Genomic DNA, 20,974 nt, shown 5'->3' with positions numbered 1-20,974 from the left:
TGGTGACGCCCCTCGCAGGCAGGCGCTGGCGGTGAATGGGCACCCCCGACCCGCTGCGCTACGCTCGGGCATGCCCTCACCGACCACCCACCCCGCCGATCCGGACAACCTGGCCGGTGCCAGCCAGGGCCTCTCCTCGGCCACGGCCGCACAGCGTCTGGCCGAAGACGGCCCCAATGCCCTGCCCGGCGGCCAGCGCCGCAGCCTGCTGTCCATCGCGCGGGACACGGCGAAGGAGCCCATGTTCCTGCTGCTGCTGGCGGCGGGCACGCTCTACCTGGTCTTTGGCGACCTGCAGGAAGGGCTCACCCTGTTCGGCTTCGTGCTCGTCACCCTGGGCCTGACGCTGTACCAGGAGGGCAAGACCGAACGCGCCATCGAGGCCCTGCGCGACCTGACCAGCCCGCGGGCGCTGGTGGTGCGCGACGGCGTGACGCAGCGCATCGCCGGGAGCGAGGTGGTGCGCGGCGACCTGCTGCAGCTGAGCGAAGGCGACCGCGTGCCGGCCGACGCCTTGCTGCTGTCGGCCGATGGCTTGCAGGCCGACGAGTCGCTGCTGACGGGCGAGCCGGTGCCCGTGGCCAAACGGGCCGCCCTGCCCCACGAAAGCGCTGCGCCCGCGGGCGACGGTGGCACCCAGGGCCACCGCCCTGGCGGCGACGACCTGCCCACGGTCTACGCCGGCACGCTGATCGTGCGCGGGCAGGCGCTGGCCCAGGTCACGGCCACGGGCGCGCGCAGCGAGATCGGGCGCATCGGCCTGGCGCTGGGCACGCTGGACAACGAACGCTCCCCGCTGCAGCGGCAGACCACGGCGCTGGTGCGCAAGCTGGCCCTGCTGGCTCTGCTGCTGAGCCTGACCCTGGTGCTGGTGCACGGCATGCTGCGCGGCGACTGGCTGCAGGCCGCGCTGGCCGGCATCGCGCTGGCCATGGCGATGCTGCCCGAGGAATACCCGGTGGTGATGACCGTGTTCCCGGCCCTGGGCGCGCGCCGCCTGTCGCGGGAAGGCGTGCTCACGCGGCGCATCAACGCCATCGAAACCCTGGGCGCCACCACGGTGCTGTGCAGCGACAAGACCGGCACGCTGACCGCCAACCGCATGACGGTCACCCACCTGGCCGCGGGCGGTGCCGCGCTGCCGGACCGGCTGGCGCTGGACACGCTGGGCAGCGCACCCCTGCCAGAAGCCTTCCACACGCTGGTGGAGTACTCGATCCTGGCGAGCGTGGTGGAGCCGTTCGATCCGATGGAGAAGGCCTTCCACCAGCTGGGCGCGCGCTTCCTCGCCGACACCGAGCACCTGCACCACGACTGGCGGCTGGTGCAGACCTATGCGCTGAGCCCGGCGCTGCGCGCCATGTCGCATGTGTGGATGGCGTCGGACGGCGGCGCGCAGACGGTGGCCGCCAAGGGCGCCCCCGAAGCGGTGATGGACCTGTGCCACCTCGACGCGGCGAAGCGGGCGCACATCGCCGCGGTGGTGGACGGCCTGGCCGCTCAGGGCCTGCGCGTGCTGGCGGTGGCCAGCGGCCGGTTCGAGGGCGAGGACTGGCCCGCGAACGAACACGACTTCGACTTCACGTTCGTCGGCCTGCTGGGTCTGGCCGACCCGGTGCGCCCGCAGGTGCCTGCGGCCATAGCCGAGTGCCGCGCGGCGGGCATCCGCGTGGTCATGATCACCGGCGACTACCCCGCCACCGCGCTGACCATCGCGCAGCAGGCGGGCCTGGCCGCGTCGCTCACCGCGGCCGACGTGCTCTCGGGCGACGAGATGGCGACGCTCGGCGACGAGGCGCTGCGCGAACGCATGGCACACGTGAGCGTGTGTGCGCGCATCGCGCCGGAACAGAAACTGCGCATCGTGCAGGCGCTCAAGGCGCGCGGCGACATCGTGGCCATGACGGGCGACGGTGTGAACGACGCACCCGCCCTGCGCGCCGCGCACGTGGGCGTGGCCATGGGCCTGCGCGGCACCGACGTGGCGCGCGAGGCGGCGTCGCTGGTGCTGGTGGACGACGACTTCGCGGCCATCGTGCGCGCGGTGCGGCTGGGGCGGCGCATCTTCGACAACCTGCGCAAGGCCATGTCCTACATCCTGGCGGTGCACGTTCCGATCGCCGGCATGGCGCTGCTGCCGGTGCTGCTGGGCTGGCCGGCGCTGCTGTTCCCCATGCACATCGCGCTGCTCGAACTCATCATCGACCCGGCCTGCTCGGTCGCGTTTGAAAACGAACCGGCCGAGAGCGACCTGATGCAGCGCCCTCCGCGCGATGCCAGCGCCCCGCTGTTCGGCGGCGTGACCCTGTGGCTGGCGCTGCTGCAGGGCATGGGCGTTCTGGCGGCGGTGCTGGGGGCCTTCGCCTGGGCCGCGCCGCGCCTGCCCGAGGAAGAGGCCCGCGCCTTCGCCTTCGCCACCCTGGTGATCGGCAACCTGGCGCTGATCCTGTCCAACCGTTCGGCCACCGAGCCGTTCTGGATCACGCTGCGCACGCCCAACCGTTCGCTCTGGGTGGTGGTGGGGCTGGCCCTGGCGCTGCTGCTGGCCGCCCTGTATGTGCCCTGGGCCGTGGCGGTGCTGCGCTTCGCGCCGCTGCCCTGGCACGAACTCGCCGCGGCCGGTGGGCTCGGCCTGCTGAGCGTGTTCTGGTTCGAGGCCATCAAGCGGGTCCGGCGCGGGCGGCGGGCGCAGCGCTGACCGTCGCAGGGACATTTGGCGCCCCGCAAAGAAGCACGCTACACTGCGCGCCTGCTCCGGGGTGCACGGGCCTGCCAAGGCCCGGCGCTGAGATGGTGTGACACACCGAACCCGTGAACTTGATCCGGCTAGTACCGGCGAAAGAAGAGCGTTGCCTTGAAGGACCCGTGGACGGGGTGCATCCGTCCACACCCATGGTCCCTCCGGGCGGTCCTCCGGAGCTGTTCGTTTTCGCAACAGCTTTTTCAATCAGGAGACCGCCCGATGAACGCCCCCGACAAGCTCCAGCAGCTGCTCACGCTCACGCGCGAGCCGTTCCCCCAGTCCCGCAAGGTCTATGCGCCTGGCGTACAGCCCGGCGTGCAGGTGCCCATGCGCGAGATCGTGCTGACCAACGGCGAGACCGTCACGGTCTACGACACCTCCGGCCCCTACACCGACCCGGCCGCGGACATCAACATCCGCCGAGGCCTGGCGCCGGTGCGCAGCGAGTGGGTGGCCGCGCGCGGCGACACCGAGGCCTATGAGGGCCGCGCCCGCGTGGCACTGGACGACGGCGGCAAACACGGCGAGGTGGCGGACGCGCGCATCGAAGCCCTGCGTGCCGAGGCCGCTGGCCTGCAGCGCCAGCCGCTGCGTGCCAAGGCCGGCGCCAACGTGACGCAGATGCACTACGCGCGAAAAGGCATCGTCACGCCCGAGATGGAGTACATCGCCATCCGCGAGAACGGCAAGCGCGAGTGGATGAAGGAATACCTCGGCGACGCCGAGCGCGAGGCGCGTCTGAAGGGCAACGGCATGGGCGCGCGCATCCCCGACGTGATCACGCCCGAGTTCGTGCGCGACGAGGTGGCGCGCGGCCGCGCGGTGATCCCGGCCAACATCAACCACCCCGAGGTCGAGCCGATGATCATCGGCCGCAACTTCCTAGTGAAGATCAACGCCAACATCGGCAACTCGGCCGTCACCTCGTCCATCGAGGAAGAAGTCGAAAAACTCGTGTGGTCCATCCGCTGGGGCGGCGACACGGTGATGGACCTGTCCACCGGCAAGAACATCCACACCACGCGCGACTGGATCGTGCGCAACTCGCCGGTGCCCATCGGCACGGTGCCGATCTACCAGGCGCTGGAAAAGGTGGGCGGCGTGGCCGAAGACCTCACCTGGGAAATCTTCCGCGACACGCTGATCGAGCAGGCCGAACAGGGCATCGACTACTTCACCATCCACGCCGGCGTGCGCCTGCCCTTCATCCACCTGACCACCAAGCGTCGCACCGGCATCGTCAGCCGTGGTGGCTCCATCCTGGCCAAGTGGTGCATCACGCACCACAAGGAAAACTTCCTGTACACGCACTTCGACGAGATCTGCGAAATCATGAAGGCGTATGACGTGACCTTCTCGCTGGGCGACGGCCTGCGCCCCGGCTCGGGCGCGGACGCCAACGACGAAGCGCAGTTCGCCGAACTCAAGACCCTGGGCGAGCTGACGCAGATCGCCTGGAAGCACGACGTGCAAACCATGATCGAAGGCCCCGGCCACGTGCCCATGCACATGATCCAGGCCAACATGGACGAGCAGATCAAGCACTGCCACGAGGCGCCGTTCTACACCCTGGGCCCGCTGACCATCGACATCGCGCCGGGCTACGACCACATCGCCTCGGCCATCGGCGCCGCCATGATCGGCTGGATGGGCACGGCCATGCTCTGCTACGTGACGCCCAAGGAGCACCTGGGCCTGCCGGACCGCGACGACGTCAAGCAGGGGATCATTGCCTACAAGATCGCGGCCCACGCCGCCGACGTGGCCAAGGGCCACCCCGGCCAGCGCGCGCGCGACGACGCGATGAGCAAGGCGCGCTTCGAGTTCCGCTGGCGCGACCAGTTCGCGCTCGGCCTGGACCCGCAGACCGCCGAGGCCTACCACGACGAGACGCTGCCCAAGGACTCGTCCAAGGAGGCGCACTTCTGCTCGATGTGCGGGCCCAAGTTCTGCAGCATGAAGATCACGCAGGACGTGCGCGACTACGCGGCCGCCAAAGGCCTGAGCGAGGAGCAGGCCCTGGCCGATGGCATGGCGCGCAAGAGCGAAGAGTTCAAGGCGGTGGGCGGCGAGTTCTACGTGCCCGTCGACTCATTGAAAAACAAGGCCTGAGCCATGGCGCGCATCGGTATCGCGGGCGCCGGCCTGCTGGGCCGGCTGCTCGCCTGGCGGCTGTCGCCCCACCACGAGGTGACGGTGTTCGACCCGGCCGATGGCCCGCAGGCCCGCAGCGACGGCCAGGGGCCGGCGGCCTTCACCGCGGCCGGCATGCTCAGCCCGCTGGCCGAGCTGGACAACAGCGGCCCCGCCATCGCCGCGCTGGGCTGGCGCTCCATGGCGCTGTGGCGCGAGATCACCGATGCCCTGGCCCGCGCAGGATCGCCGCGTGCGGGCGCCCTGCCCGCCGCCTGCGGCAGCTGCACCGGCTGCTCGACCAGCCCCGGCACCGGCGAGGAACCGGCGCTGCAGCTGCGCACCCTGGGCAGCCTGCTGGTGGCGCACGGCAGCGACCTGGGCGCGGCCCAGCGCGTGCTGGCGCGGCTGGCACAGGCGCCCGACCTGGTCGGCCACGCGCAGACCCCGCAGCGGCTGGACCGCGGCGCCCTGACGGCGCTGGAACCGGCCATCGACCCGCGCCTGCACGCCTGGCTGCTGCCGGGCGAGGGCCAGATCCTGCCGCTGCAGGTGCTGCCCGCGCTGTGCGCGGCCTCGTCCCGCGTGCGCTGGCGCTGGCGGCACACCGTGGCGTCGGTGGGCGCGGGCCGCATCGCGCTGGACGACAGCAGTGAGCAGCGCTTCGACCTCGCCATCGACGTGCGCGGCACGGGTGCCCGGCCCGAGCTGCCCGTGCGCGGCGTGCGCGGCGAGGTGGTCTGGCTGCAGGCGCCCGGCGTGCCGCTGCACCGGCCGGTGCGCCTGCTGCACCCGCGCCACCGCGTCTACATCGTGCCCAGGCCCTGCGACCACATCGTCATTGGTGCCAGCGAGATCGAGAGCGAGGACCGCTCGCCGGTGAGCCTGCGCAGCGCGGTGGAGCTGATGGCGGCCGCCCAGAGCGTGCTGCCCGAGCTGGCCGAGGCGCGCATCGTGCACCTGGAGACCAACCTGCGCCCAGCCCTGCCCGACAACGAGCCGCGCATCGACCACCAGGACGGCCTGCTGCGCATCAACGGCCTGTACCGCCACGGCTGGCTGCTGGCGCCCGCGCTGGTCGAAGACGCCTTGCGGCAATGCTTCTCCTCCGTCACAACATGCTGACCTTCAACGACCTCACCCTGCCCTGCCCCGAGGGCCTGACGCTGGCCCAGCTGCTGGACGAACGGAGCATGGACCCCGATACCATCGCGACCGCCGTGAACGGCGCCTTCGTCCCGCGCGATCAACGCGCCACCACCGTCCTGCAGCCCAACGACACCGTGCTGACCTTCCAGGCCATCGTCGGCGGCTGACCTCATTCACCGAACCCGGAGACACCCACCATGTTCCGCACCCTGCTCAAGTCCAAGATCCACCGCGTCGCCGTGACCCAGTGCGAGCTGCACTACGAAGGCTCCTGCGCCATCGACGAAGACCTGCTGGACGCCTCGAACATCGCCGAGAACGAACAGATCCACATCTGGAACATCAACAACGGCGAACGCTTCATCACCTACGCCATCAAGGGCGAGCGCGGCAGCGGCATGATTTCGGTCAACGGCTCGGCGGCGCGCCGCGCCTCGGCGGGCGACCTGCTCATCATCGCGGCCTTCGCACAGGTGCACGAGGACCAGGTCGCCACGCACAAGCCCAAGCTGGTGTTTGTCGACGAGCACAACCGCGCCAACGGCTCGCGCGACCACGTGCCGGTGCAGACACAGGAACAGGTGAAGTGAACACCGCCGACCTCGCGCAGCGCAGCCTGCGCAGCGTGTGGCACCCCTGCACGCAGATGAAGCGCCACGAGGCCCTGCCGCCGGTGGCCATCGCGCGTGCCGGGGGGCCGTGGCTGTATGGCACCGACGGCCGCCGCTACCTGGACGCGGTCAGCTCCTGGTGGGTCAACCTGTTCGGCCACAGCCACCCGGCCATGCGCGCCGCGCTGGCCGACCAGATGGCCACGCTGGACCACGTGATGCTCGCGGGCTTCACGCACGCGCCGGTGGTGGAGCTGTCGGAACGGCTGTCGGCGCTGACCGGGCTGGGCCACGCCTTCTACGCCAGCGACGGCGCCTCGGCCACCGAGATCGCGCTCAAGATGAGCGCACACTTCTGGCGCAACAGCGGGCGCCCGGCCAAGAGCCGCTTCGTCGGCCTGGCCGGCGGTTACCACGGCGAAACCGTGGGCGCGCTGGCCGTGACCGACATCGCCCTGTTCCGCGAGGCCTACGCGCCGCTGGTGCGGCTGGCCGCCACCGTGCCCAGCCCCGACCGGCGCGGCATCGGGGCCGACGCCGCCGCCGCTGCGCTGGCCGACTGGCTGGCGCAGCACCACGAGACCACGGCCGCGCTGATCGTGGAGCCGCTGGTGCAGTGCGCCGCCGGCATGGCCATGCACGATCCGGCCTACCTGCGCCAGGCGCGTGCGCTGTGCGACCGTCACGGCGTGCACCTGGTGGTGGACGAAATCGCCACCGGCTTCGGCCGCACCGGCACCCTGTTCGCGCACGAGCAGGCGGGCATCCGGCCCGACTTCCTGTGCCTGTCCAAGGGCCTGACCGGCGGCACGCTGCCGCTGTCGGCGGTGCTGACCACCGACGCGGTGTACAGCGCCTTCTACGACGACGACGTGGCGCGCGGCTTCCTGCACTCGCACTCCTACACCGGCAACCCGCTGGCCTGCCGCGCCGCGCTGACCACGCTGGACCTGTTCAAACAGGAAGACGCGCTGGCCCGCAACCGCAGCACCGCGCAGGCGCTGGACGCGCTGCTGGCACCCCTGACCGCGCACCCGCGGGTGCGGCACGCCCGGCGCCAGGGAATGATCTGGGCCTGGGACGTCGAGACGCCACTGCCCGACCTCGCGCGCCGCTACCAGGGACATGCGCTGGCGCGCGGCCTGGTGCTGCGGCCCATCGGAAAGACGCTGTACTTCATGCCACCCTATGTGCTGGACGAGGAGGCGATGCAGCACCTGGCCCACGGCGCACTGGCCGCGTTGGAGGCCAGCCTCAGCGAGGAACCCCGATGACGGCCTACTTCGTGACCGGCACCGACACCGGCGTCGGCAAGACCTTGGTGAGCTGCGCGCTGCTGCACGCGCTGGCACGCCGCCACCCGCGCGTGGTGGGCATGAAGCCGGTGGCCGCGGGCCTGGTTCAGACGCCGGACGGCTGGGACAGCGAGGACGCCATCGCCCTGCGCGCCGCGTCCACCGTGGGGGTGCCGCCCGCGCTGGACAACCCGGTGCGCCTGCCTGACCCGCTCTCGCCACACCTCGCCGCCGAACGCGCCGGCACCCGCATCGACATCCCCCACCTGGTGGCCTGCCAGCGCGAACTGGCGCAGCACGCCGACGCCATGGTGGTGGAAGGCGCGGGCGGCTTCCTGGTGCCGCTCTCGCCCGAGCACACCGGCGCCGACCTGGCCCAGGCCCTGGGCCTGCCGGTGCTGCTGGTCGTGGGCCTGCGCCTGGGCTGCCTGAACCACGCGCTGCTGAGCGCCGAGGCCATCCGCGCGCGCGGCCTGCCGCTGGCCGGCTGGGTGGCCAACCGCATCGACCCGGGCATGGCAGCGGCGGACGACAACATCGCCTTCCTGCGCCAGCGCCTGGGTGCGCCGCTGCTGGCCGACATCGCGCACAGCGCCGCACCGGACTTCCGCACGGTGCCCATCGAACTGCCATGACACACACACCATCCGCCAGCTCCTGGCTCGACGAGATCCCCGCCCGCATCGCGGCCCTGGACGCCGCCCACCTGCGCCGGCGCCGCCGCGCGGTCGAACCCGCGGGCGACAGCGCGGGAGGCGCCGTGCTGCGCGTGGACGGGCGCGAGATGCTGGCCTTCTGCAGCAACGACTACCTGGCCCTCGCCGGCCACCCCGACCTGGCCGACGCGGCCTGCGAAGGCGCAAGGTCCTTCGGTGTCGGCGCTGGCGCTTCGCCCCTGGTCAGCGGCCACAGCACCGCCAACGAGGCGCTGGAGCGCGAGCTGGCCGCCTTCGTGGGCCTGCCGCGCGCGCTCTACTTCTACGCCGGCTACGCCACCAACATCGGCATCGTGCCGGCCCTGGTGGGCGACGGCGACGCGATCTTTTCCGACGCGCTCAACCACGCCTGCCTGATCGACGGCGCGCGGCTCTCGCGCGCGCGCATCCACCGCTTCGCCCACGCCGACCTGGCGGACCTCGCGACCCAGCTCGCCGCCAGCACGTCCCGGCGCAAGCTGGTGATCAGCGATGCGGTGTTCAGCATGGACGGCGATGTGGCCGACATCCCCGCGCTGCTCGCGCTGTGCGAGCGGCACGACGCGCTGCTGCTGCTGGACGACGCGCATGGCTTCGGCGTCTGCGGCCCGCAGGGGCGTGGCAGCCTGGCCGCCGTGGGCCTGAGCGGCGCCAGTGCCTCGCGCCGCGTGCTCTACATGGCCACGCTGGGCAAGGCCGCGGGCGTGGCCGGCGCCTTCGTGGCCGGGCCGGACGACCTGGTGGAGTGGCTGCTGCAGAAGACGCGCAGCTACATCTTCGCCACCGCCGCGCCCGCCCTGCTGGCCTGCGCGCTGCGCAGCAGCCTGCGGCTCATCGAACAGGGCGACGGGCGCCGCGCGCAGCTGCGGCGCCTGATCGCGCAACTGCGCCAGGGCCTGCAACCGGTGCTGGCGCGCAGCGGCTGGCAGCTCGGCCACTCGGACACACCGATCCAGCCGCTGCTGATCGGCGGCAACGCCGAGGCGCTGGCCGTGATGGAAGGCCTGCGCGAACAAGGCATCTGGGTGCCGGCCATCCGCCCGCCCACCGTGCCCGAAGGCACGGCGCGGCTGCGCATCGCGCTCTCGGCCGCCCACACCGAAGACCACATCCACCGGCTGGTCCTGGCGCTGGACCGGCTGGCCCCGGACGCTGCCCAACCCCCACGAGCCTGAACCATGTCCACCCTCACCGTCTACGGCACCGAGCTGTCCAGCCGCTTCCTGCTGGGCAGCGCCGGCTACCCCTCGCCCCAGGTGCTGCGCGAGGCCATCGCGGCCAGCGGCACGCAGGTCGTCACCGTGGGCCTGCGGCGCACCCTGGCCGCCGCCGGCGACAACGGCTTCGTGCAGGGCATCGTGAACAGCGGCGTCCACCTGCTGCCCAACACCGCCGGCTGCCGCACCGCGCGCGAGGCCATCACCCTGGCCCACATGGCGCGCGAGCTCTACGGCACGCGCTGGATCAAGCTGGAGGTGGTGGGCGACGAGCACACCCTGCAGCCCGACCCCTGGGGCACGGTGGAGGCGGCGGCGCAGCTCATCAAGGACGGCTTTGCGGTCTTCCCCTATTGCACCGACGACCTGGTCACCTGCCAGCGCCTGCTCGATGCGGGCTGCGAAGTGCTGATGCCCTGGGGGGCGCCCATCGGTTCGGGCCAGGGCCTGATCAACCCGTTTGCGCTGCGCACCCTGCGCGCGCGCCTGCCGGATGTGCCGCTGGTGGTGGACGCCGGCATCGGAGCGCCCTCTCATGCGGCGCAGGCCATGGAGCTGGGCTTCGACGCAGTTCTGCTGAACTCCGCCGTGAGCCAGGCGGTGGACCCGGTGCGCATGGCGCGCGCCTTCGGTCTGGCCATCGAGGCGGGGCGCACCGCCTACGAAGCCGGCGTGATGGCGCCGCAGGACATGGCCGTGGCGAGCACCCCCGTGAGTGGACACCCCTTTCTGATCCCATGAACAAGAACCCTGTGATCTGGAGCATCGCCGGCACCGACAGCGGTGGTGGCGCGGGCCTGGCGGCCGACCAGCGCGCGGCCGATGCCTTCGGCGTGCACCTGTGCCCGGTGGTCGCCGCCGTCACGGCGCAGAGCACCACCGCGGTGACCCGCATCGACGCGGTGCCGCCCGATCTGCTGGACGCCCAGCTGGCCGCGCTGGCCGAGGACATGCCGCCCGCCGCCATCAAGACCGGCCTGCTGGGCAGCGCCGCCAACGCGCGGGTGGTCGCGCGCTGGGTGGACCGGCTGCGCACGCGCGCACCGCTGGCCTTCGTGATCGACCCGGTGCTGCGCGCGAGCACCGGCGCCGGTTTCGTGGACGAGGCGCTGATGCGGGTCTACCGCGACGAGCTGCTGCCCCGGGCCACCGCGATCACGCCCAACCAGCACGAGGCGGTGCTGCTGCTCGGCCCGGACGGCGACAACGGCGTGCCCGCCATGGCCTCTGTGCTGCGTTCGCAGGGCGTGCAGGCGGTGCTGGTCACGGGCGGCGACGCCGCCACACCCGGGCTCGCGCACGACTGGATCGACACGCCGCACGCCCGTGGCTGGCTGACGCTGCCGCGCGTGGACACGCCCCACCACCACGGCACCGGCTGCACGTACGCCACCTCATTGGCTGCGGCTCTGGCGCTGGGTTTCGTGGCGGCCGACGCCGCGGTGCTGGCCAAGATGGCGACCACCCACGCGCTGCGCCACGCGCGCGCCGTGGGGCGCGGCGCCGGGCCGGTGGTGGCCCGCGAAGGCTTCGGCACCGACCCCTGCCTGCTGCCCCGCCTGTCGCTTGGCACGCAGGCGCCGACCGCCTGGCCCTCGAAAGCGCGCAGCCGCGACCCCGGGGTCTACGCCATCGTCGACAGCGCCGAGCGTGTGGAGTCGGTGCTGAGCGCCACGCCCACGGTGGACACGATCCAGTTGCGCACGAAACGCCCGGCGGGCCTGGACGACCGCACCTGGGCCACGCAGCTGCACGCCGCCATCGTCCGCAGCCAGCGCGCGGCCGACGCGGCCGGCGTCACGCTGGTGGTCAACGACCACTGGCAGACCGCGCTGCACGCCGGCGCCCGCGCCCTGCACCTGGGGCAGGAAGACCTGCTGGCCCTGACGGCCAGCGACCGCGCCGCGCTGCAGGCGGCGCGCGAGGCGGGCGTGCAGCTGGGCTTGAGTTCGCACAGCCTATGGGAGCTGTGCCGCGCCGCCGCGCTGCAGCCCGACCTGATCGCCTGCGGCCCGGTCTGGCCCACCACCACCAAGGACATGCCCTGGCGGCCCCAGGGCCTGGACAACCTGGCCTGGTGGGCCCACATGGCGCCGACGCCGGTGGTGGGCATCGGCGGCGTCCTCGATCCGGCGCAACTGCGCGCGGTGGCCGCCGCAGGCGCGGCCGGCGGCTGCGTGGTGCGGGGCCTGGGCGACGACCCATCGCAGACCCTGCCGGCCTGGCGCAGTGCCTGGGCCGAGGGGCGGGCCGCCGCACAACGACACCCGGTGCCGGCCCTGCCACACCCCTCGCTGTCCGGCCCCTGCCAGCGTCCGGTAGGTGATAAGGGTTAGCCCATCTCTCTGGTAAGGTTCACGGGTTTGCCAACCGCCGGGCGACCGGGGCGCCAGACGCCCCGGGGCACCGGCATTTTTCATCCCGGAGAAAACCATGGATCGTCGTTCCCTGATCAAACACGCCGGCATCGCGGGCGTGCTCGCCGCTGGCGCGGCCCCCGCCGTGCACGCCCAGGCCGCCGTGCGCTGGCGCCTGGCGTCGAGCTTCCCCAAGTCGCTGCCCACCATCTTCGGTTCGGCCGAGAAGTTCTCGGAAACCGTCAAGGCCCTCTCGGGTGGCAAGTTCGAGGTGTCGGTGCACGCCGCGGGCGAGCTGGTGCCGCCGTTCGGCGTGGTCGATGCGCTGCAGAACAGCACCATCGAGATGGCGCAGACTGCGTCCTACTACTTCACCGGCAAGAACTCCATCTTCGCCTTCGGCTGCGCGGTGCCTTTCGGCCTGACCGCCCGCCACATGGACGCCTGGATGGAACACGGCAACGGCCGCAAGCTGATGGACGAGTTCTACGCCGAGTACAACATCACCTCCATGAGCGCGGGCAACACCGGCACCCAGATGGGCGGCTGGTACCGCAAGGAGATCAAGTCGGCGGCCGACCTCAAGGGCCTGAAGATGCGCATGGGCGGCGGCCTGTTCGGCGAGGCCATGACCAAGCTGGGCGTGGTGGCGCAGAACATGCCCGCGGGCGAGGTTTACCAGGCGCTGGAAAAAGGCACGCTGGACGCCACCGAATTCGTCGGTCCGTTCGACGATGAAAAGCTCGGCTTCCACAAGGTCGCCAAGAACTACTACTACCCCGGCTGGTGGGAAGGCGGCGCCGAGCTGGAGTTCTTCATCAACAAGAAGGCGTTTGACGCGCTGTCGGCCGAGAACAAGGCCATCGTTCGTGCCGCCGGCGCCGTGGCCGCGCGCGACATGACCGCCAAGTACGACGCCCAGAACCCGGCCGCCCTGCGCCGCCTGGTGGCCGCCGGTACCAAGCTGCGCGCCTTCGACAAGTCCATCATGGACGCCGGCTACAAGGCGTCGATGGAGGTGTTCGCCGAGCACGAGGCCAAGTCGCCCGAGTTCAAGAAGATCCACCAGGACATGCGCGCCTTCCAGCGCGACCAGGTGCTGTGGAGCAAGTTCTCCGAGTGGCGCTACGACAGCTACATCGCCGGCCTGAAGCTCTGAACCCGGCCTGACGGCTCAGCCAGTGACGCCGCCATGGGCGGCGTCCTTGTTGGCCATGTTGCGCAACACCAGGGCCCGGCCGGCGAACAGGCCGCCGGCCAGCTCCAGGTCGAAGCGGCCGGCGTCGCGGCGGCGCACCTCGGCCATGACCTCGTCGGCCTCTTCCGCGCTCGCACCGGTGGCGATCACCGCCTCGCGGCCCAGCAGCATGGCCGACTCGAACGTCTCGCGCACGAAAAAGTCGGCACCAGCCCTGGACAGCTCGATCGCATGTTCGCGGTCGAAGGCCCGCACCAGCACGCGCGCCTGCGGGCAGGCGTCCCTGGCAATCTCGGCGATGTGCGTGGCCGCCGCGCGGTCGTCGATGCACACCAGCACCGCGCTGGCAGAGTGCGCACCGGCCGCATGCAGCACGTCGGGGCGGCTGCCGTCGCCGTAATAGACCTTGAAGCCGTAGGATTCGGCGTCGCGGATCACCTGGGTGTCGTTGTCGATGATGGTCAGAGAGGCCCCGCGCGCCAGCACACCCTGGCTGGCGATCTGGCCGACACGGCCAAACCCGACGATGAGCACGCTGGCGGTGCGCTCGCCCACCGCCTCCACACCGTCCATCGACACCACGGCCTGGCGGGCGAAACGCTTGTGCAGCAGCACCGTCAGCGGCGTGAGCGCCATGGACAGCACCACGATGGCGGTCATGTTGGCATTGACCACCGGGTCGATCACCTTGGCGGCCAGCGCCGCTGCGAACAGCACGAAGGCGAATTCACCGCCCTGGGCCATCAGCACCGCGCGGTCCAGCGCGTCGATGTGCGAGCTTCTGGCCAGACGCGCCACGCCGTAGATGCACAGCGCCTTGACCACCATCAGCGCCAGCACGCCCGAGACGATGAGCGGCCAGTTCTGAGCCACCACCGCCAGGTCGAGCGACATGCCCACGCCCAGGAAAAACAGCCCCAGCAGCAGACCACGGAAAGGCTCGATGTCGGCCTCCAGCTGGTGACGGAAGGTCGATTCCGACAGCAGCACACCGGCCAGGAATGCGCCCATGGCCATCGACAGGCCACCCAGTTGCATCAGCAGCGCCGAGCCCAGCACCACCAGCAGCGCGGCGGCGGTCATGACCTCGCGCGCCTTGGCGTTGGCGAGCACGCGGAACAGCGGATTGAGCAGCCACAGGCCGGCCGCCACCAGCACGCCGATGGCGGCCAGGGCCATGCCCACCGCCGTCCAGCGCGCGCCCGCCGAGGCCACCACCTCACCGGCGACAGGGGGGGCCATGAAGGCCACCAGCGCCAGCAGCGGCACGATCAGCAGGTCTTCGAACAGCAGGATGGCCACGATCTTCTGTCCGCGCGGCGCCGCCAGGTCGCCCCGCTCGCCCAGCAGCTGCATCACGATGGCGGTGGAAGTCAGCACAAAGCCCATGGCGCTGATGAAGGACACCGGCCACGAAAAGCCGGACGCCACCCCCACCAGCGTGAGCAGCGCACCGCACACCACCACCTGCAGGCTGCCCAGTCCGAAGATCGCGCGGCGCAGGTTCCACAGGTGCGAGGGCCGCATCTCCAGTCCGATCACGAACAGGAACATCACCACGCCGAGCTCGGCGGTGTGCAGGATGCTCTGCGGATCGGTGAACAGGCCAGCACCGAACGGGCCGATGGCCAGGCCCGCGGCCAGGTAACCCAGCACCGAGCCCAGGCCCAGGCGCTTGAACAAGGGCACGACCACCACCGCCGCGCCCAGCAGGGTCACCACCTGGATCAGGCTGCCCGAACTTGCTTCAGCCGCCATGAGTCCAGCCCGCAAGAGTTGCCACAACGACCCCCACCATCGCCACGTGCATGGCACGCCTCCTCGTCAGATTGGAACGAAACAGTCGTCGACTGCCGCGCTAGTGTGACGCAAAGCTCATGGGGCCGGGCAGTCGACCGGCACGACCCCGCTCAGCGCGGCGCGTCGGCGGCCACCGCCATGCGCGCCACCTGCTGGTCGAGGATGGCCTCGGGCTCGTCGGCTTCCTGGGCCGTGGGGTGGGCCAGGCCTTCGTTCAGGCGCTGCATGTCCAGGTCGCCGGTCCACTTGGCGACCACCAGGGTGGCCACGCCGTTGCCCACCAGATTGGTCAGGGCGCGGGCCTCGCTCATGAAGCGGTCGATGCCCAGGATCAGCGCCAGGCCGGCCACCGGCACGCCCCCCACCGCCGACAGCGTGGCCGCCAGCACGATGAAGCCGCTGCCGGTGATGCCGGCCGCGCCCTTGGAGGTGAGCAGCAGCACGGCCAGCAGGGTCAGCTGCTGCGTGAGCGTCATGGGGGTGTCGGTGGCCTGGGCAATGAACACCGCGGCCATGGTCAGGTAGATCGAGGTGCCGTCGAGGTTGAACGAATAGCCGGTGGGAATCACCAGGCCGACCACCGATTTCTTGGCGCCCAGGTTCTCCATCTTCTCCATCATGCGCGGCAGCACCGATTCGCTGGACGAGGTGCCCAGCACGATCAGCAGTTCTTCCTTGATGTACTTGATGAACCGGACGATGGAGAAGCCGTGCAGGCGCGCGATCAGGCCCAGCACGCCGAACACGAAGATCAGGCAGGTCAGGTAGAAGGTGCCCATGAGCTTGCCCAGCGAGAACAGCGAGTCGATGCCGTACTTGCCGATGGTGAAAGCCATGGCGCCAAAGGCACCGATGGGGGCCACCTTCATGATGATGCCGACGATGTCGAACAGCACGTGCGAGCTCTTCTCGATGAAGTCGAACACCATGGTGCCGCGGCCGCCGAACTTGTGCAGCGCGAAGCCGAACAGCACCGAGAACAGCAGCACCTGCAGGATGTCGCCCTTGGCGAAGGCGTCCACCACCGAGCTGGGGATCACGCCCATCAGGAAATCGACCGTGCCCTTCATCTTGCCGGGCTCGGTGTAGGCCGCGATGGCCTTGGTGTCGAGCGAGGCGGCGTCCACGTGCATGCCCGAGCCGGGCTGGATCAGGTTGACCACCAGCAGGCCGATGAGCAGCGCCACCGTGGACACGACCTCGAAGTACAGCAGCGCCAGGCCGCCGGTCTTGCCGACTTTCTTCATGTCTTCCATGCCGGCGATGCCCACCACCACGGTGCAGAAGATGATGGGTGCGATGATCATCTTGATCAGCTTGATGAAGGCGTCACCCAGCGGCTTCATCTGCTCCCCGAGCGCGGGGTAGAAGTGGCCCAGCAGCACGCCCACCGTGACGGCGAACAGGACCTGGACGTAGAGGGATTTGTAGAGCGGCTTGCGCTCGGCGGTTGCAGCCATGGCGTGTCTCCGTGGGGCTGTTTTGGGGGATGCGGGACGATACGCAGCCCCCCGCCGCGCGCCAACTGTGGCGTTCAACAGTCGTAGAACTACGTACCGGGCGGTTCAGCCGCTGCCGATGGCCCGCTGGACGTCGCGCAGCAGCCCCGCCCCCACGCTGCGCCCGAAGCCGTCCACCACCGGCCGCAGGTGGCGGCGCAGTGCCTCGCGCTCGGCCGCGCCCAGCGCGTGCAACCGCAGGCCGGGGGTCTGGCGCAGGGTCGCCAGGGCCTGGCGGTCCAGCGCCTCGGCCAGCCGGTTGCCGTGCGCCAGCGCCTCGGCCAGCGCGTCGTCCACCAGCACCCGGTCGACCCGCGACAGGCTCTCCCAGAAGCGCGGGTGCGTGACCACCGCGTAGCCCAGGTAGCCGTGCTGCGTCAGCGTCAGGTGCGGCTGCAGCGCGGCCAGGCCCTGGGTCAGGAAGTTGCTCGGCGGATTCTCTGCCGCGTCCACCACGCCGCTGGCCAGCGCCCGCTGGGTTTCGCCAAACGGCAGCACCACCGGCTGCGCCCCCAGGGCGCGCATCTGCTCACCCAGCACCCGGGAGGCCTGCACCCGCACGCGCAGGCCGCGGTAGTCGGCGGGGGTGCGCAGCGCGCGCCGGGCGCTCATCTGCTTGAAACCGTTGTCCAGAAAACCCAGCCCCCGCATCTGCTGGCGCGCCAGCCGTTCCAGCAGCCCGCGCCCCACCGCCCCCTGCGTCACGCGGCGCACCTGGGCCAGGTCGGCGAACAGGTAGGGCAGGTCGAAGACCTCGAACTCGGGCACCCCGGCCATGCCGAACTTCGACAGCGAGGGCGCCAGCATCTCCACCGCGCCCAGGCGCAGCGCCTCCATCTCGTCGTCGCCCCAGAGCTGCGAGTCCGGGTAGAGCTCGACGCGGATGCGCCCGCCTCCGCGCTGGTGCACCAGGGCCTGGAAGCGCAGCGCCATCTGGCCCTTGGGCGTGTCGGGCGCCACCACGTGCGAGAAGCGCAGCAGCACCGGCGGCGCGCCCGCCAGCGCCGGGCCGCCCACCAGGGCGCAGGCCGCGCCCAGCAGCGCCCGGCGGCGCACGCGCGGCAGGGACGGGGTGGACGGCGACGGGTACTCGACAGGCATGCTGGCTATGCTAGCGGGCCCATGTCCTCCGACACCCCCGCCCGGCCCGCACCCGACCTCGACGCGCTCGATCTGGACACGCGCCAGACCGCGGCCCTGACGCGCCGCGCCATGGGCTGGCTGGTGGCGCTGCTGCTGCTGGTGGCCGCGTCGGCGCTGGCGCTGTGGCTGTTCCTGCGCAGCGAGGAAACGCGCGAGGCCGACCGCCGACGCACCGCCGACGCCGAGTGGCTGGACCAGACCCTGCGCTTCCACTTCCGCCGCCTCGAAACCGACCTGGCCGCGCTGGCACAGGCCCACCAGAACGGCGGCGACGACCACGCGGTGGCCGCGCGCCACGGCCCCTGGTGGCAGAGCCCCGGCCGCATCGCCTTCCACGGCTGGGTGCCGGCCGCGCCGCCGGGTGGGCGCAGCGGCTGGCCGGCCGAACTGCAGGCCGCGGCGCAGGACCCCGGACACGCCGCCGCCCTGGCCACCATGCTGGACACCACGCGCGGCCTGCAGCGCCCGGCCTACGCCGGCCCGTTCGCCACGGCCGACGGTGGCGACGCCTGGCTCTGGCTGGCCGTGCCGCACTTTGAACAGGGCCGTTTCACCGGCGACGCCGTGGCCGCGGTTCCGGTCCAGCGCCTGCTGGCCGACGTGCTGCCCGCCTGGTTCCTGCAGGACCACAACGTCGCGCTGGCCGACGAGAACAGCACGGCCGCACCCGACGACGGCCTGCACTTCACCGCCCCCATCCAGCTGCCGGGCGCCCAGCTGCGCCTGCGGGTCGCACTGACCGACAGCACACCCCCGCTGGCGCCGCGCGCCTTCTTCGCCGCGGCGCTGCTGTGCCTGCTGGGCATGCTGCTGGCGCTGCTGGCCCTGTGGCGCGACAGCGCGCGCCGCCAGCGCGCCGAGGCGCGGCTGCAGACCCAGCTGGCGCTGCGCACCGCCATGGAACGCTCGGTGACGCTGGGCCTGCGCGCCTGGGACACCCAGGGCCGCCTGCTGCACGTGAACCCGGCCTTCGCCCGCCTGGTGGGCTGGACACCGGCCGAGCTGATGGCACACACAGGACCACTCCCCTACTGGCCCGCCGACCAGGGCGACGAGTTCGAGCAGGTGCAGCGCGCCGCGCAAGCCCCCGAGGCCCTGGCCCTGCAGCTGCAGCACCGCGACGGCCAGCGGCTGGACGTGCTGGCGCACAGCGCGCCGCTGCGCCTGGCCAGCGGCGAGGTGGTGGGCTGGGTCGGCTCGGTGCTGGACGTGACCGAGCGCCGCCGCATCGAGCGCCTGGCCGCGCGCCAGCAGGAACAGCTCGAAGCCTCGGGCCGTCTGGTGGCCATGGGCGAGGTGGCGTCCACCCTGGCGCACGAGCTCAACCAGCCGCTGGGCGCGCTCAGCAGCTTCGCCACCGGCCTGCTCAACCGGGTGCGCGAGCAGCGCATCACACTCGAAGAGATCGTGCCGGTGGTCGAGCGCATGGAGCGCATGGCCGACAAGGCCGGCCGCGTGATCCAGCGCGTGAACGCCCTCGCCCGGCGCCAGGAAACCGTGCGCCTGCCGCTGGCGCTGGCCCCGTGGGCTGCGCGCGTGGCGCAGGCCGTGCCGCTGCCCGAGGGCGTGCGGCTGGAACTGGCCCTGCCTGGGAGCGACGGCCCCACCGTGCCGGCCGACGCGCTGCTGCTGGAAAACGCCCTGCACAACCTGGTGCTCAACGCCGGCGAGTGGGCCGCGCGCAGCGGCCGTACCCCGCCCACCGTGCGCGTAGGCCTGGTGACCGGCGACGGCCAGATCGGCCTGCGCGTGTGCGACAGCGGCCCCGGCGTGCCGCCCGAGCAGCGCGCCACGGTGTTCGACGCCTTCGCCAGCCACAAACCCGGCGGCATGGGCATGGGCCTGGCCATCTGCCGCTCCATCGCCGAAGCGCACCACGGCCACATCGACCTGAGCGACTGCCCCGACCTGCTCGGCGCACAATTCACGCTGTGGCTGCCCCTGAACCCCTGACCCCCCCGAACCCGCCGGTCCACATCGTGGACGACGACGCGGACTTCCGCGACGGCCTGGCCTGGCTGCTCGATTCGCGCGGCCTGCCCACCCGCGTGTGGACCGGGGGCGACGCCTTCGTGCAGGCGCTGCAGCGCGGCGAGCTGGGTGAACTGGCCCGGGCCTGCAGCGTGGTGCTGCTGGACATCCGCATGGAACCGCTCTCGGGCCTGGCCACCTTCGAGCAGCTCAAGGCCGCCCGCTGGCCCTGGCCGGTGCTCTTCCTCACCGGCCACGGCGACGTGGGCATGGCGGTGGCCGCGGTCAAGAACGGCGCCTGGGACTTCCTGGAAAAGCCGTTCCAGAACAACCAGCTGGTGGACAAGGTGGAGGCCGCCTGCCAGGCCGCCGTGCGCCTGCACACCGAGGCGCGGGAGAAGCTGCGCTTCCAGCAGGCCCTGGCCGCGCTGAGCGCGCGCGAGCGCGAGGTGCTCGACGAGCTGCTGGCCGGCCACTACAACAAGAACATCGCCGACCACCTGGGCATCGCCCAGCGCACAGTGGAGTTCCACCGCGCCAACATCTTCGACAAACTCGGCGTGGCGTCGGCGGTGGAACTGGCCCACCGCATGGGCCGGCTGATCGCCGACGACTGAGCGTCTTCCGTTTTCTGTTCCTGCATGACCGCGCCGACCGACCACGACCTGCCCCCGCTGAACGCCACCCCGCCCGGCCTGTACCGCCACTACAAGGGCGGCTGGTACGACGTAATCGACACCGTACGCTGCAGCGAAACCCTGCAGGGCATGACGCTGTACCGCGCGCTCTACGGCGGCTTCGGCCTGTGGGTGCGGCCGGCAGCCATGTTCGCCGAGCGCGGCGTGTTCGAGGGCAAGGAACAGCCGCGCTTCACCCCGCACGACCCGGCGCGGGTGCCGCTGGGCGACCTGGCCACCGCCCGCGCCCTGATCGCCCACCTGCGCGGTCGCGCGCAGCGGGAGCGCGGCACCGACCTGGACACCGCCCTGCGCCCGCCGCCCCCCGAGCCCGACAGCTGCTGCGGCCGCGGTTGCAACGGCTGCGTGTGGGAAGGCTTCTATGAGGCGCTGCACCACTGGCGGGTGGACGCGCTGGAACTGTTGGGCCCCCACGCTCCTCCGCTGGCGCGGGTCGCTGCCCCCCAAGGGGGCTGATCCGGCTTG

17 protein-coding genes, 1 pseudogene and 1 riboswitch are annotated in these 20,974 nt (G+C 71.6%); of the genes and pseudogenes, 15 read left to right on the top strand and 3 right to left on the bottom strand.

The annotated features are described in order from the left end of the window. The first annotated feature begins 70 nt into the window (after positions 1 to 70). From HPF_RS05620 to HPF_RS05570, 11 genes are all read left to right on the top strand, one after another. Positions 71 to 2,698 carry a cation-translocating P-type ATPase gene (locus HPF_RS05620; protein ID WP_133155997.1) on the top strand — a complete coding sequence of 876 codons (2,628 nt, stop codon included), beginning with the start codon at positions 71 to 73 and terminating at the stop codon, positions 2,696 to 2,698. A 47-nt stretch (positions 2,699 to 2,745) separates the two neighbouring features. Beyond that, a riboswitch (TPP riboswitch) is annotated at positions 2,746 to 2,861 on the top strand. A 101-nt stretch (positions 2,862 to 2,962) separates the two neighbouring features. Continuing rightward, a complete protein-coding gene (thiC, locus tag HPF_RS05615) occupies positions 2,963 to 4,855 on the top strand; it encodes a phosphomethylpyrimidine synthase ThiC (RefSeq protein WP_133155996.1) in 1,893 nt (630 codons plus the stop codon). Positions 4,856 to 4,858: 3 nt separating this feature from the next. Beyond that, positions 4,859 to 6,001 (top strand): FAD-dependent oxidoreductase, encoded by a 1,143-nt coding sequence (locus HPF_RS05610; protein WP_133155995.1) that lies wholly within the window; start codon positions 4,859 to 4,861, stop codon positions 5,999 to 6,001. Further along, entirely contained in the window at positions 5,995 to 6,192 is a 198-nt protein-coding gene (thiS, locus tag HPF_RS05605) for a sulfur carrier protein ThiS (protein WP_066156248.1), read from the top strand. Before HPF_RS05610 ends, thiS begins: the two co-directional genes overlap by 7 nt. Positions 6,193 to 6,222: 30 nt before the next feature. Continuing rightward, positions 6,223 to 6,615, top strand: coding sequence for an aspartate 1-decarboxylase (gene panD, locus HPF_RS05600; protein ID WP_127803249.1), 393 nt, complete (start codon positions 6,223 to 6,225; stop codon positions 6,613 to 6,615). After that, positions 6,612 to 7,910: an adenosylmethionine--8-amino-7-oxononanoate transaminase gene (locus HPF_RS05595; protein ID WP_133155994.1), complete on the top strand. Its 1,299-nt coding sequence runs from the start codon at positions 6,612 to 6,614 to the stop codon at positions 7,908 to 7,910. Before panD ends, HPF_RS05595 begins: the two co-directional genes overlap by 4 nt. Further along, a complete protein-coding gene (bioD, locus tag HPF_RS05590; RefSeq protein WP_133155993.1) occupies positions 7,907 to 8,566 on the top strand; it encodes a dethiobiotin synthase in 660 nt (219 codons plus the stop codon). The genes HPF_RS05595 and bioD overlap by 4 nt, the downstream gene beginning before the upstream one ends. Continuing rightward, positions 8,563 to 9,801 (top strand): 8-amino-7-oxononanoate synthase, encoded by a 1,239-nt coding sequence (gene bioF, locus HPF_RS05585; protein ID WP_133155992.1) that lies wholly within the window; start codon positions 8,563 to 8,565, stop codon positions 9,799 to 9,801. Before bioD ends, bioF begins: the two co-directional genes overlap by 4 nt. 3 nt (positions 9,802 to 9,804) lie before the next feature. Beyond that, complete coding sequence (locus HPF_RS05580) at positions 9,805 to 10,584, top strand: thiazole synthase (protein ID WP_133155991.1); 780 nt, start codon at positions 9,805 to 9,807, stop codon at positions 10,582 to 10,584. Continuing rightward, positions 10,581 to 12,179, top strand: a complete 1,599-nt coding sequence (locus tag HPF_RS05575; protein ID WP_133155990.1) for a bifunctional hydroxymethylpyrimidine kinase/phosphomethylpyrimidine kinase — start codon at positions 10,581 to 10,583, stop codon at positions 12,177 to 12,179. The genes HPF_RS05580 and HPF_RS05575 overlap by 4 nt, the downstream gene beginning before the upstream one ends. Before the next feature lie 97 nt (positions 12,180 to 12,276). Next, positions 12,277 to 13,359, top strand: a complete 1,083-nt coding sequence (locus HPF_RS05570) for a TRAP transporter substrate-binding protein (protein WP_066156230.1) — start codon at positions 12,277 to 12,279, stop codon at positions 13,357 to 13,359. Positions 13,360 to 13,374: 15 nt separating this feature from the next. On the opposite strand, the gene HPF_RS05565 is transcribed toward HPF_RS05570, so the two are convergent. The 3 genes from HPF_RS05565 to HPF_RS05555 form a co-directional block, all read right to left on the bottom strand. Next, positions 13,375 to 15,156 (bottom strand): monovalent cation:proton antiporter-2 (CPA2) family protein, encoded by a 1,782-nt coding sequence (locus HPF_RS05565; RefSeq protein WP_133155989.1) that lies wholly within the window; start codon positions 15,154 to 15,156, stop codon positions 13,375 to 13,377. Between the two features lie 152 nt (positions 15,157 to 15,308). Beyond that, positions 15,309 to 16,658, bottom strand: a complete 1,350-nt coding sequence (locus HPF_RS05560; RefSeq protein WP_133155988.1) for a dicarboxylate/amino acid:cation symporter — start codon at positions 16,656 to 16,658, stop codon at positions 15,309 to 15,311. A 105-nt stretch (positions 16,659 to 16,763) separates the two neighbouring features. Then, positions 16,764 to 17,798: a DctP family TRAP transporter solute-binding subunit gene (locus HPF_RS05555; protein ID WP_133155987.1), complete on the bottom strand. Its 1,035-nt coding sequence runs from the start codon at positions 17,796 to 17,798 to the stop codon at positions 16,764 to 16,766. A gap of 21 nt (positions 17,799 to 17,819) precedes the next feature. On the opposite strand from HPF_RS05555, the gene HPF_RS05550 reads away from it, so the two are divergent. The 4 genes and pseudogenes from HPF_RS05550 to HPF_RS05540 all read left to right on the top strand — a co-directional run bounded on the left by HPF_RS05550 (position 17,820) and on the right by HPF_RS05540 (position 20,965). Continuing rightward, entirely contained in the window at positions 17,820 to 19,793 is a 1,974-nt protein-coding gene (locus tag HPF_RS05550) for a two-component system sensor histidine kinase NtrB (protein ID WP_133155986.1), read from the top strand. Further along, positions 19,772 to 20,428, top strand: a complete 657-nt coding sequence (locus HPF_RS05545) for a response regulator transcription factor (protein WP_241559648.1) — start codon at positions 19,772 to 19,774, stop codon at positions 20,426 to 20,428. The genes HPF_RS05550 and HPF_RS05545 overlap by 22 nt, the downstream gene beginning before the upstream one ends. A 24-nt stretch (positions 20,429 to 20,452) precedes the next feature. After that, positions 20,453 to 20,683 (top strand): annotated as a pseudogene (locus tag HPF_RS23855) (DUF1653 domain-containing protein); the annotation flags it as partial. A 21-nt stretch (positions 20,684 to 20,704) separates the two neighbouring features. Beyond that, entirely contained in the window at positions 20,705 to 20,965 is a 261-nt protein-coding gene (locus HPF_RS05540; RefSeq protein ID WP_424955195.1) for an oxidoreductase-like domain-containing protein, read from the top strand. The last annotated feature ends 9 nt before the right edge of the window (positions 20,966 to 20,974 follow it).

Source organism: Hydrogenophaga pseudoflava, assembly GCF_004353865.1.
Lineage (GTDB): Bacteria > Pseudomonadota > Gammaproteobacteria > Burkholderiales > Burkholderiaceae_C > Hydrogenophaga > Hydrogenophaga pseudoflava.
This window is presented reverse-complemented; position numbering and strand designations above follow the sequence as displayed.